Origin of the sequence: Sporosarcina koreensis, assembly GCF_001531445.1 — a bacterium.
Classification (GTDB): domain Bacteria; phylum Bacillota; class Bacilli; order Bacillales_A; family Planococcaceae; genus Sporosarcina; species Sporosarcina koreensis_C.
The window spans coordinates 1-11,127 of the sequence record NZ_LQYA01000310.1 but is presented as its reverse complement, the minus strand read 5'-3'; the positions used below and the strand labels follow the sequence as shown (position 1 = coordinate 11,127).

Annotated in this window: 13 protein-coding genes; 9 read left to right on the top strand and 4 right to left on the bottom strand. The window is 44.7% G+C overall.

Features of this window, described 5'->3' with window-relative positions; genetic code table 11:
• Window positions 1-95: 95 nt before the first annotated feature.
• A complete protein-coding gene (locus AWV70_RS22160; protein ID WP_060210612.1) occupies window positions 96-281 on the bottom strand; it encodes a YhzD family protein in 186 nt (61 codons plus the stop codon).
• Window positions 282-443: 162 nt separating this feature from the next.
• Here AWV70_RS22160 and AWV70_RS22155 point away from each other — a divergent pair, with 162 nt between their 5' ends.
• The 8 genes from AWV70_RS22155 to yhaM all read left to right on the top strand — a co-directional run bounded on the left by AWV70_RS22155 (window position 444) and on the right by yhaM (window position 8,679).
• Window positions 444-641: a helix-turn-helix transcriptional regulator gene (locus AWV70_RS22155; RefSeq protein WP_060210611.1), complete on the top strand. Its 198-nt coding sequence runs from the start codon at window positions 444-446 to the stop codon at window positions 639-641.
• Between the two features lie 2 nt (window positions 642-643).
• A complete protein-coding gene (locus AWV70_RS22150; RefSeq protein WP_060210610.1) occupies window positions 644-955 on the top strand; it encodes a DUF3796 domain-containing protein in 312 nt (103 codons plus the stop codon).
• Between the two features lie 17 nt (window positions 956-972).
• Entirely contained in the window at window positions 973-1,275 is a 303-nt protein-coding gene (locus AWV70_RS22145; RefSeq protein WP_060210609.1) for a DUF3796 domain-containing protein, read from the top strand.
• A gap of 63 nt (window positions 1,276-1,338) precedes the next feature.
• Window positions 1,339-2,238, top strand: coding sequence for an ABC transporter ATP-binding protein (locus AWV70_RS22140; RefSeq protein WP_060210608.1), 900 nt, complete (start codon window positions 1,339-1,341; stop codon window positions 2,236-2,238).
• Window positions 2,231-3,493 carry an ABC transporter permease gene (locus tag AWV70_RS22135; RefSeq protein ID WP_060210607.1) on the top strand — a complete coding sequence of 421 codons (1,263 nt, stop codon included), beginning with the start codon at window positions 2,231-2,233 and terminating at the stop codon, window positions 3,491-3,493. Before AWV70_RS22140 ends, AWV70_RS22135 begins: the two co-directional genes overlap by 8 nt.
• Window positions 3,494-3,629: 136 nt before the next feature.
• A complete protein-coding gene (locus tag AWV70_RS22130; RefSeq protein ID WP_060210606.1) occupies window positions 3,630-4,859 on the top strand; it encodes a metallophosphoesterase family protein in 1,230 nt (409 codons plus the stop codon).
• Window positions 4,856-7,744: an ATP-binding protein gene (locus tag AWV70_RS22125; RefSeq protein ID WP_060210605.1), complete on the top strand. Its 2,889-nt coding sequence runs from the start codon at window positions 4,856-4,858 to the stop codon at window positions 7,742-7,744. The genes AWV70_RS22130 and AWV70_RS22125 overlap by 4 nt, the downstream gene beginning before the upstream one ends.
• Window positions 7,741-8,679: a 3'-5' exoribonuclease YhaM gene (gene yhaM / locus AWV70_RS22120; RefSeq protein ID WP_060210604.1), complete on the top strand. Its 939-nt coding sequence runs from the start codon at window positions 7,741-7,743 to the stop codon at window positions 8,677-8,679. The genes AWV70_RS22125 and yhaM overlap by 4 nt, the downstream gene beginning before the upstream one ends.
• Before the next feature lie 197 nt (window positions 8,680-8,876).
• Here yhaM and AWV70_RS22115 read toward each other — a convergent pair whose 3' ends face one another.
• Window positions 8,877-9,752, bottom strand: coding sequence for a peptidylprolyl isomerase (locus AWV70_RS22115; protein ID WP_060210603.1), 876 nt, complete (start codon window positions 9,750-9,752; stop codon window positions 8,877-8,879).
• A 142-nt stretch (window positions 9,753-9,894) separates the two neighbouring features.
• Here AWV70_RS22115 and AWV70_RS23610 point away from each other — a divergent pair, with 142 nt between their 5' ends.
• Entirely contained in the window at window positions 9,895-9,987 is a 93-nt protein-coding gene (locus AWV70_RS23610; RefSeq protein WP_153010094.1) for a YjcZ family sporulation protein, read from the top strand.
• Window positions 9,988-10,031: 44 nt separating this feature from the next.
• Here AWV70_RS23610 and AWV70_RS22110 read toward each other — a convergent pair whose 3' ends face one another.
• Both AWV70_RS22110 and AWV70_RS22105 read right to left on the bottom strand, forming a co-directional pair.
• Window positions 10,032-10,217 (bottom strand): hypothetical protein, encoded by a 186-nt coding sequence (locus AWV70_RS22110; protein ID WP_060210602.1) that lies wholly within the window; start codon window positions 10,215-10,217, stop codon window positions 10,032-10,034.
• Between the two features lie 59 nt (window positions 10,218-10,276).
• Window positions 10,277-10,876 carry an HTH-type transcriptional regulator Hpr gene (locus AWV70_RS22105; protein ID WP_060210601.1) on the bottom strand — a complete coding sequence of 200 codons (600 nt, stop codon included), beginning with the start codon at window positions 10,874-10,876 and terminating at the stop codon, window positions 10,277-10,279.
• Window positions 10,877-11,127: the final 251 nt, after the last annotated feature.

Below are 11,127 nucleotides of genomic sequence, written 5' to 3'. Positions count from 1 at the left end.
ATTCAAGGGAAGCACCTCCATACTGTGGCTTGCACCTTAAACATATCATAGCGGCATGATTGTAGCCAAACATTAATTTACAATTGCCGATTCGTTTACACATGGAACAATAACAGTTTACCGGCAGGCGAGGCAAGGCGGTGTGTTTGTTCAAGAAGATTCTTTTCTTCGAGCAACGCATGGCCTTTTTCTTTTGCTGAATCATCGTTCTCCGCTGTAAACGTTTCTTCCGTGATCAATTTGCCTGTCTTTTCGTAAGCTGTCAATTTATAAGTTCTCAAGCTGCTCATCCTTCCGTGCTTTTTCTCCATTATACTATGAATACTTCAAAAATGAACAATCATTCATTTGAAAAATATTTTGTAAAGGTTGCTTGACATTCTGCGTATAGTAAAGTAACCTTTACGTAAAGCGACCTTTACAATGAAAGGGGGAGCATGTAACTGAATAACCTGATTAAGGAAATGCGCACTGAAATGGGATTGACGCAGGATGATCTTGCGGAGAAGTTGGAAGTGTCAAGGCAAACAATCATCTCTCTCGAAAAAGGCAGATACAATCCATCGTTAATATTAGCGTTTAAAATTGCAAAACTCTTTAATTGCCGTATTGAAGATATTTTTCAACCGGAGGAGGTATGAAGATGTACGAAGGATTTGATATTTGGGCGTTTTTGTTAGGTTTGCCGTTGGGCTTGGTCATATGGGCAATCGTCTGGTTTTTTGTTAGGAAAAAAGGGAAGAAAGAGCGCATGTTTGATGAAAGATATACAAATCTCCATCGACACGCGAGATCAATTTCCTGGAAGGTGATGACTGGTGCAATTTTAATTGCTTGGATTATTGTCATGATTGTTGAAGGGGCAAAATTGGCCTTTTTCATCCTAACCGCGCTATGGGTCATTCATATGCTCTCGTGGGTGATAGGAGCAGCGATTGTAAATAAACATCATTAATCTGAAAGGGGAAAACTATGGTTCCATCAATCGAAAGTTTAGCAGGGTTCATTACGGGTGCTGGTGTCGTTTTATTCATAGCATTCCTTTATTTCAGGAAAGGCAGAAAGGAACGTCGCTTTGATGAAAGATACGAGGAAGTCCATACGAAAGCGAGAACAATATCGTGGACTATAACCCTTATTGTCCTTATGTTCATGTGGCTTGGGTCTTTGCTGTTTGAAGGATCGAAGCTCGCATTTCTGCTTACGGCATGTGCATATGGAGTGATGCTCATTTCATATGGTATCGGGGTTGTAATAATGAATAAGCGCATATAACGAAACTATTGTCCTATGAAACACGTAAATGAATGAAGCCTGAAAAAGGGAAGGGAGAAAAAAATGGCATTACAAATCGAAAACGTAACAAAGCGGTTCGGAGACTTCACCGCTGTCGACCAATTGAATCTCACTGTAGATAAAGGGTCCATGTACGGATTTCTCGGTGCAAACGGGGCAGGGAAGACAACTACGTTCCGGATGATTTTAGGATTATTGAACGCGAATGAAGGTCAAATCACTTGGAATGGTAAAACAATCTCATACGCAACAAGCCCGGAAATCGGCTATTTGCCTGAAGAGCGAGGGCTTTACCCGAAGATGAAAGTGGAGGATCAGCTCATATTCCTTGGTGAGCTGAGAGGAATGAAAAAAGCGGATGCAAAGAAGGCGATCGATTACTGGCTTGAACGGTTTGAAGTGTCGCAAAACAAGAATAAAAAAGTGGAGGAGCTGTCGAAGGGGAATCAGCAAAAAATCCAAGTCATCGCTGCCCTTATGCATGATCCGAAGTTGCTCATCCTTGACGAGCCATTCTCAGGCCTCGACCCTGTGAATGTTGAAATGTTGAAGAAGGCGATTACCGATTTCAGAAATAACGGAGCGACAATTCTTTTCTCGAGCCATCGTATGGACCATGTCGAAGAATTATGCGAGCGGCTAAGTATCATCCATCGCGGCAAACAAATTGTGAGCGGCTCGTTGAGGGATGTGAAGCGATCATTCGGCAGACAAAATGTACGAATCCGCTCTGATCATGATTTGTCAAACCTCGATAATGTACGAGGCGTCATTTCCGTCGCCCATTCTGTTGAAGGAGCCATATTCCAGATCGAGGATGAAGAGGTTGCAAACGATTTACTGTCAGCTGCATTGCAAGCGGGACCGATTCGTCATTTTGAAATCGAAGAGCCTTCCTTGCAAGACATTTTTATCGCAAAGGTGGGGAAAGAATATGCGTGAGTTTTGGATCATCTTTAAACAGGCGTTTGCGTCAAAAGCAAAATCAAAGTCTTTCATTATTACAACTGCACTTATGATTGCAGTCATATTTCTCTTAGCGAATATATCAAAAATCATCGATACGGTTCAAGATGTGACAGGGACGGGAGATACACAAAGTGTCCTACAAGTTGTGGATACGAGCGGAATGCTCGTTGACAGACTAGAGGCGCAGTTATCTGCAGGGGGAAGCAACTTGACTGCAGAAGAGGCAAAAGAATCCGAGAAGGTGCTGACCGATAAAGTTTCATCGGGGGATATCGATTCATTCCTTAGCCTTTCGGTTGATGAACAAGGTACGATCCATGCGAATTATACGACGATGAGCATGATGGATTTCTCAATGCCACAGCGCATCCAGGATGCATTGCAATCGATCCAGACGGAAATGAAAGCGGAAGAGCTTTCATTGACCGGCGCAGAAGTGCAAACATTGTTTACACCCATTCAGTTTGAGCAGAAAAACGTATCCCCTTCCGCAAAGTCTGAAGAAGAGTTGAATCAGGCGAGATTCCTTGTCTATGTCCTGATGTTTGTCATCTATATGGCGGTCATCATGTATGCGTCTATGATTGCGATGGACGTGGCGAATGAAAAATCTTCACGGGTTATGGAAATCCTCATTTCGAGCGTTTCGCCAGTGAAGCATATGTTTGCAAAGGTGCTAGGAATCGGATCTCTGGGGATTCTTCAAATCATCATTTATGGAATAACTGGGTTCATCGCATTGAAAACGTCTGCGACGGAAGTGCCTGGCGGGTTTTCAGATTTCTTTAGTATAAAAGATGTCAGTATGAGCACATTGGTATATGCGGCAGTGTTTTTTGTGCTCGGCTACTTCCTCTATGCAACTCTTGCTGCATTACTAGGTTCGTTAGTCAGCAGGGCGGAGGATGTCCAGCAAATGATTATGCCGATGACGATGCTCATTGTCGTAGCATTCATCATCTCTGCAACGGGCTTAAGTAATCCTGAGCTCGGCTATGTGACATACGCTTCGTACTTCCCATTCTTTGCTCCGCTTGTCATGTTTTTGCGGGTGGGGATGCTCGATTTGCCGATGTGGGAACCATTGCTGGCGATTGCCATTATGCTGTTGACAATTTTCGTCCTTGGCTGGTTCGGTGCTCGAGTCTACCGTGGCGGAGTCCTTATGTACGGACCTTCGCGTTCGTTGAAAGACATTAAAAAAGCGATTCAATTAGGGAAAGAATGATCGATAGCCGTTTTTCGTCGGATAATTCGACGGAAAGCGGCTTTTTCAATGTCTAGATACGCTTTTATTTATTTCTATAACCCTTTCACATATGGTAAAATTAGAACAAATATTCGTGAGGAGAGGAGCTGGATCCTTGTCTACAATCCGATTTATACATACGGCTGATTTGCATCTCGACAGCCCGTTCAAAGGGATGACGGGACTGCCGCCAGCGCGGTTGAATGAATTGCGGGAAAGCACGTTCACCGCTTTCAGCCGATTCATCGATTATGCGGTGGAAACGTCCCCGGATTTCATAGTGATTGTAGGGGATATATACGACGGCGAAGATCGAAGCTTGCGTGCCCAGCGGAAGTTCCGGGAAGGGATGGAAAGGCTGCATGAAGTGGGGATTCCTGTCTATATCACGTATGGGAATCATGATCATCTGAGCGGGAACTGGGTTCGTTTCGAGCTGCCGCCAAATGTCCACGAATTTGCAGGGAGCGTGGAGGAGGTGTCATTGACGGTAAGAGGGATGGATGTCGTGCTGCATGGCTTCAGCTATCCGAACAGGCAAGTCCGGGAAGAAATGGTCAGCCACTACCCGACCGCTTTGGATAATCAATCCTTTCATATCGGACTATTGCATGGCAGCATTGCCGGAAATGATACACATGCGGTCTACTCACCCTTTACGATCGAAGAGCTGCAATCGAAGCATTATGATTATTGGGCGCTCGGCCATATTCATCTTCGTCAGAAATTATCGGAAAATCCACCAATCGTCTATTCGGGGAATCTCCAAGGACGTCATAGGAATGAGTCTGGTGAAAAAGGTTTTTACGAAGTGGAGCTCAGCAAAACGGATGCAATCTTTTCATTCGTTCCGACATCAGCTGTTCATTTCGGAAAAATTCAAGTCCCATGTGTCAATATCCGACATGCGAATGAATGGCTTGCCGCTTGCGAAGATGCGCTTCTTTCATTTGCTTCACAACATGGACCATCTGTCGTTGATGTTGAAATCATTACTCTTGATGATGGAACCGCCACCTTTATTGCACAGACAGCTGAAGACATCTGGTTGGATGCAATCCGTGAAATGATGGAGGGCTATGACCCGTTCGTCTGGGTACAGCGCTTGACCTTTTCAAATAATCTCCATCATAAAGAGAACAATGCGCTTGTAGAATCGGTACTTGGACAAGTCGACAGCTGGTCAGCGGATGAATGGAAACGGGTGCTGGGAGATCTGTATCAGCATGTACGGACTGCCCGCTATCTTGACCCGTTGACGGAAGAGGACATCGACGACTTACGGAAGGATGTTGAAAAGCTTCTGTTGAATGAATTGCCGACTGTGCAGGAGGTGAGCCAGTGAAAATACGAAAGATAGTCATATATGGCTTCGGTAAGCATGAAAACAAGACGATCGACTTCACAGATGGCATAAATATCATTTACGGCCACAATGAAGCGGGCAAGACGACAATCCAACAATTCATCGTACAAACGCTATTCGGCTTCCCACAAAAGAATAGTGCGCAGCTTCGCTATGAACCGAAAGCGGGCGGCAAATTTGGCGGCCAAGTTCATTTGCATGATGAAATCCATGGGAATTGCATCGTAGAACGGGTACAAGGGAAATCATCGGGGGATGTCACTGTCTATTTTGAAGACGGAACACAGGGCGGGGAAGAAGCTATACAAGCATTGGTCAGACAATACGACCGTGCCTCGTTTGAGTCAATCTTTTCGTTTTCCGTACTTCACTTACAAGGCTTCGAACAGATGGATGAGACCGAATTGAGCAGGACTCTTCTTTCCTCGGGTACAACTGGCGTCGACACATTATTGCGTGTGGAAAAGAAGATGGAGAAGGAAATGGGCGATTTATTCAAAAAATCCGGCCGGAATCCTGATATGAACGTCAGAGCTGCAGAATTGAAGGAAATGGAGAAAGAGTTGAAAAACGAACAGGAGCGGATATCGGCATATGCTCCGAAAATGGACAGGATCCATGCAATCGAAAGGGAATGGAAGAAAGCAACAATGGAGTATGATTCATTGCGAGAGCAACATCGGGCTCTTGAACGGGAGCTGCAATTCGTCCCGTTGAAAGAGAGGAGACGTACACTCGCAAGGAGGCTGGACGACGTACGAACCACATCCTTTCCGTCTGACGGCATTCGCCGCTTTGAAATGATCAATAGCAGACTGACCGAGAGGGAAGCGAAGAATCGGGGGCTCAAAGCCGAAATAAAGGCGATGGCTGGTAAGATGCCGGAAAATCCATCCACGGAAAAGCTTGAAGAAATCGAACGACTGCTAGCGCGTGAGCCGGAATGGCATGAGTGGCGTTCGACAGTCGGCGCAATACGGGATCAGCAGGCTCAGTTGCATGTGAAGAGACTTCGGTTGCTTGATCGGTTAGGGGTGGATGATTCCGATGCAGTGCTGCGTGCGGACGTTTCAATTCATCAGGAAGAACATCTATATGAGCAATTGCAGGAATTGGCTGCAATGGATCAGCAACTTGGATATATGGATCGGCAGCTCTCCCAACTGGAGAATGAATTGCGGGACATTCGCAACGAACAGCTTTCATTGCAAAAGAATGCCCCAACGGAAGAGGAACGAAAGCAAGCAGATGAGTGGCCGTCACTCCGAGGCAAATTGGCTGAAGCTAAAGCATATGTTCAAATGAGCAGGTCGAATCGGGCAAATGGAATCCCGCAATTGCTATGGATACTTCTCATCGTGGCGGCTGCTATCTCCGTAGTCGGACTGATCAGTGACCAATGGATCGTCGTTGGTCTAGCCGCATGCCTTGCGGTCATCGCCGCCATTTTAGCAATTAGAAAACGTGGCGGACAGCCGTCGCAAGAGACGAGTGAAGCGGAGAGGTTCGTCAAGGCTTATGCCGGACAGGAAGCGATAATGGAAGCGCTCGTCGAAAAAGTGAGAGGCTATGATCGACAGCAAAGCAGGTTAAACGAGACCGCCCGGACAATCGAACGGAAAATGGGTGTACTGGAAGAAGAGTACGGGACAATCGTGCAGAAGAAGGAGCAACGTCAAAAATCGTTAAATGGATTCTTTTTAGCGTATGGCCTTCTGAAAATCCCGAATGCAGGCATTCTTCATGAATTTTTCGGCATGGTACGCTCGTTGCAGGAAATGGAACGTGAGCTGGAAGACATGTCTCAGCAATCCGAATTAATACAGGGGAAAATTCGCTTCAGGCTTACAGAGGTGGAGCGATTTATTCCGCCCGGTGTGCCGGAAACATCCATCTATGAGAAAATGCGGTCTGCATATATGTCTCTGAAAGAAGAAGCGCAATCGTTTGCAACGTTAACGCAAAGAATTGAAGAATTCCACATGCAGATGCAGGAAGCGGAGGAGCTCATTTCATCCTTGCGCAGTCAACAACAGGAGCTGTTCACAGAAGCCGGAGTAGAGACGGAAGAGGAGTATTACACAGCCTTTGCCGATTTTCAGGAAACGCAGACGCTGACGCAGCAAATCGAAGATATTGAATCCCAATTGTCCATGCATGGTGCCGTTGATGAAGGTAGTGACCGTTCAGAGGACGTGCTCCGGGAAGAGGTGCATCAAGTTGAAAAGGCTCTTTCCGACGTGGAAGAAGTTATGGGATTACTTGTGAAAGAAAAGACCGCATTGGAAGTGGAGACCGAGAATCTGCTGACCGATGATTCCTATCAACGGAAGCAGCAGTTTTTTGAGATAAAGAAGGCCGAGTTTGCGGAGCTGGCGAAACGTTGGTCTGTCCGTAAGGCGGTTGTTGAAGCGATCAAAAGCATGATGGAGGAATTGAAGGAGAAGAAGCTGCCGGAAGTGCTGATGGGTGCGGAAAAACTGTTCTGTGAACTGACGGGCGGGACGTATACGTCGCTCGTAGTATCGGAGAATGGTTTATTCCAAGCTGTTGGAGCAAACGGGAAGCGTTATCCGATCATTGAACTGAGCCAGGCGACGAAGGAACAGGCGTATATTGCATTGCGCTTGTCTCTGGCAACGGCAAAAGAGAAGACAGCTCCTTTTCCACTATTGTTGGATGATCCTTTTGTCCACTTTGATGAAACTAGATTTACACGAATGATGACAATAATGGAACGGCTAAGCACGAAGCATCAGTTCATCTATTTCACATGTCATGATAAGATAATAGAATACTGGACAAATGCTACGATTATTAACGTTTCCGACATTGGAAGCGCCAAGGGGGCGATCATAGGATGAAAAAAATAATGGAACATCAAGCCGGGGAACCGGTTGAACTTTTTTTACTCATTAAACAATCGACGAAAGGCATCACTCAACAGGGAAGCCCTTTCATGACACTCATTTTGCAAGATAAAAGCGGTGATATTGAGGCGAAGCTGTGGGATACGGGTGAAGAGCAGGAAAGACTATATGCGGCTGCGACCATCGTCAAGGTCGGCGGAGAAGTGCATGAATACAGAGGGAAAAATCAGTTGCGCATTAAAAGCATCCGCCCTGCGAAGGAAGAGGAAGGCGTGACGATTTCAGATCTTGTCCCTTCCTCTGCTAAAAGCAAGGAAGTGCTATTCGAAGAGCTACTGCAATATTTCTTTGAGATGAAAAATCCGCATATCCAGCGGATTACGAGACATCTGTTGAAGAAGCACCAGTCAGACTTCCTCGTTTACCCAGCTGCAACAAGGAACCATCATGATTATGTGTCCGGGTTGCTCGATCATGTCGTGTCGATGTTGAAGCTCGGCAAGGCGATTGCTGAATTATATCCTACATTGAATAAGGATCTGCTATACGCTGGCATCATTTTGCACGATGTTGGCAAGGTGATTGAATTATCCGGTCCCATCGGCACGCAATATACGGTGGAAGGGAACTTGCTTGGCCATATTACAATCATGGTGAATGAAATTTCAAAAGCGGCGGACGAACTCGAAATTCAAGGGGAGGAAGTCATGCTGCTGCAGCATATGGTCCTGTCTCATCACGGCAAGGAAGAGTGGGGAAGCCCGAAACGTCCGATGCTGATGGAAGCAGAAATTCTTCATTACATCGATAACATCGATGCGAAAATGAATATGCTTGATCGGGCAATGTCCAAGACGGCAAATGGAGAATTCACCGAAAGGATTTTCCCGCTGGATAACCGATCGTTTTACAAACCGAATATAGAATGATGATGTGAAACTTCACTCAGAGGGGGTTATCCCCGCTGATTAGCTGAACAAAGGCTAAGTTCGCAACTTCCTGTTGCAACGCCTTTGTGACCTGCATCCTGCAGGCCCGAACCAATCGGGCACTTACTGCCAGTTAATACGAGAAAAAGGGCTGCTGCAAATCGATGGGTAATCGATTTGCAGACAGCCCTTTTTTCTTATTTCTCTTCTTTATCAGCTGTTGCTGGCAAGTACATGTCCAAAGCTTTTTTGAACTCATCGACTTTGATGTCGACATCAGCGGCTTTGATTAGTTCTTGCAGCTTCTCTTCGAACTGGACACGTTTCAATCCGTCTTCGATTTCAGCTTTGATTTCATCATCTGTTTTTTCAGTTTCTGCTTTACGAGTGTCGAGCAATTCAATGATATGGTAACCAAAGCTTGTCTTTACAGGTTCGCTAAGGTCGCCTTTTTTAAGAGCATAGACTGCGTCTTCAAATTCCTGCACCATTTTGCCCGGGCCGAACCATCCGAGGTCTCCCCCTGTATCCTTTGCAACAGGTTCAGTGGAAAATTCCTTCGCCAATTCAGCGAAATCTCCACCATCTTTCAATTTCGCCAAAACTTCTTTTGCAGTCTCTTCGTCTTTAACGACGATGTGGCGAGCATGAACTTCCGTTTTTGCACGTTCTACGCCTTTTGCGATATCTTCATCGGACACTTTCAATGACTCGATCATCTTCTTCTGGATCATTTGGGATTTTACATTTTTCTCGAAGAACTTTTCAGTAATTCCTTGTTGTTGGAGATACATATCAAAGTTATCCCCTAAAGACTCTTTTTGAGATTTGACTTCGTCTTTCCATTCCTTATCGGAAACTTTATATTCCGTTTCCAATGCTTGTTGCAGAAGCATGTTTTCAACAACTTGTATGCCGATTGCATCCTTCATTTCTTCATATAGATCTTCTTTCGTGATATTTCCAACTTTGGTTGTAGCGATGATTTCATCATCAGCCGCTTTTTCGTTATTACATGCTGCTAGCGCTAAAACTGAGGCTGCCATTGTCATGGCAAGAACTGTTTTTTTCATGGTTGGTTTCTCCCCTAACTTTTCTCTACAACAATTGAGACTATACCATAAAAACGATTAGAAAACAAAAAGGTTCCTTACCGAAATGCCTAAAACGTTAAATGTCCAATGCATAGGATACAAAGAGAGAGGAGGTGCTCCAATGAGTGGATATGGCCAAGGCTCTTCTGGATTCGCTTTGATTGTTGTGTTGTTCATTCTGTTGATCATCGTAGGAGCTGCGTTCATTTACTAAAAGAAAAAGCCCAACTCCCTGTTAGGGGTTGGGCTTTTCGCCTCTTATACGTTCAATAGCACTTCAAGATAGAACGAAAGAATCAAGATCGTAATTAGGATATTGACCGTACGATATATTTTTGGTTGCTTTTCTTCTGGGATTTCCCGCGATTGACATAACGCGAATGTCATCTTGTTGATTTGGAATAAATAAAACAATGAGAACATAACAGTGACGATAAGGATCAAATCAATTCCTCCTCTTTAAACCTTCACTTCATCATAGCAGAATGATGAGGAAAATGACATTATTTTTCTTCGGCAGTTTGCAATTCAGCGATTTCCTGCGTTTTTTTATCGGGATGATTCAAGGAGACAAGCTCATCGTCAAACGCATGATCGATCCGTTTGAAACCAAGTTCGAAGATTTCCATGAAATCTTCTCCGTAAATATTTCTGATGACAGACATGACTTCTAAAAATTCGGGAAACTTCCCATAAATGCTTTTCATTGGAAGCGATCCATCCAGGATTCCGTGATCTGAGTCATAATAGTTTTCATTCATGCCATTGAGAAGTTCTTCACCTTCCTCAGTGACAGATACATATGTATTACGACGGTCGTCGTCCTTTTTGAAGAATTGTAAGTATCCGCGGTCTTCAAGTTTTTTTGAAAAGTTGAAAGCAGTAGATACGTGCATGACGCCGAATTTTGCGATGTCCGAAATGGTCGCCCCTTGAAGATGGTAAGCTATCCATAGAATATGATGTTCATTAATATTCAAGTCATAAGGTTTTATCCATTGCTGCCAATCCTTTTCGACTGCTTTCCAAAGTGCTTTTGACATCTGGGCAACGCGTTGACTATAAATCATTGCTTCTTTTTGGGAAAACTTTTGCTCAGTCATGAAATACCTCCAACATCAAATAGTTTGCTTTTTTTCATTATAGCAGGAAAACTTCAAATTAAAAAGTTGAAATTCCAAAAATACTATATATTCTTAAATGGTTTGATGTGGTAATGTGGGGATGGTGAGGTTTTCCAAGTAGTTATAGGAATAAAAAATTATTCTGTGCACGTTGATTTGCGTTTCCGGCGGACGCTTTCCGGGGGGGCGGGGGTGAGCCTCCTCGGCGCAAGCGCCTGCGGGGTCTCACC

Bases quoted from the DNA above. Each gene is read 5' to 3' on its own strand.
- AWV70_RS22150 (WP_060210610.1), top strand. From the start codon at position 644: ATGTACGAAGGATTTGATATTTGGGCGTTTTTGTTAGGTTTGCCGTTG.
- AWV70_RS22145 (WP_060210609.1), top strand. From the start codon at position 973: ATGGTTCCATCAATCGAAAGTTTAGCAGGGTTCATTACGGGTGCTGGT.
- AWV70_RS22140 (WP_060210608.1), top strand. From the start codon at position 1,339: ATGGCATTACAAATCGAAAACGTAACAAAGCGGTTCGGAGACTTCACC.
- AWV70_RS22135 (WP_060210607.1), top strand. From the start codon at position 2,231: ATGCGTGAGTTTTGGATCATCTTTAAACAGGCGTTTGCGTCAAAAGCA.
- yhaM (WP_060210604.1), top strand. From the start codon at position 7,741: ATGAAAAAAATAATGGAACATCAAGCCGGGGAACCGGTTGAACTTTTT.
- AWV70_RS22115 (WP_060210603.1), bottom strand. From the start codon at position 9,752: ATGAAAAAAACAGTTCTTGCCATGACAATGGCAGCCTCAGTTTTAGCG.
- AWV70_RS23610 (WP_153010094.1), top strand. From the start codon at position 9,895: ATGAGTGGATATGGCCAAGGCTCTTCTGGATTCGCTTTGATTGTTGTG.
- AWV70_RS22105 (WP_060210601.1), bottom strand. From the start codon at position 10,876: ATGACTGAGCAAAAGTTTTCCCAAAAAGAAGCAATGATTTATAGTCAA.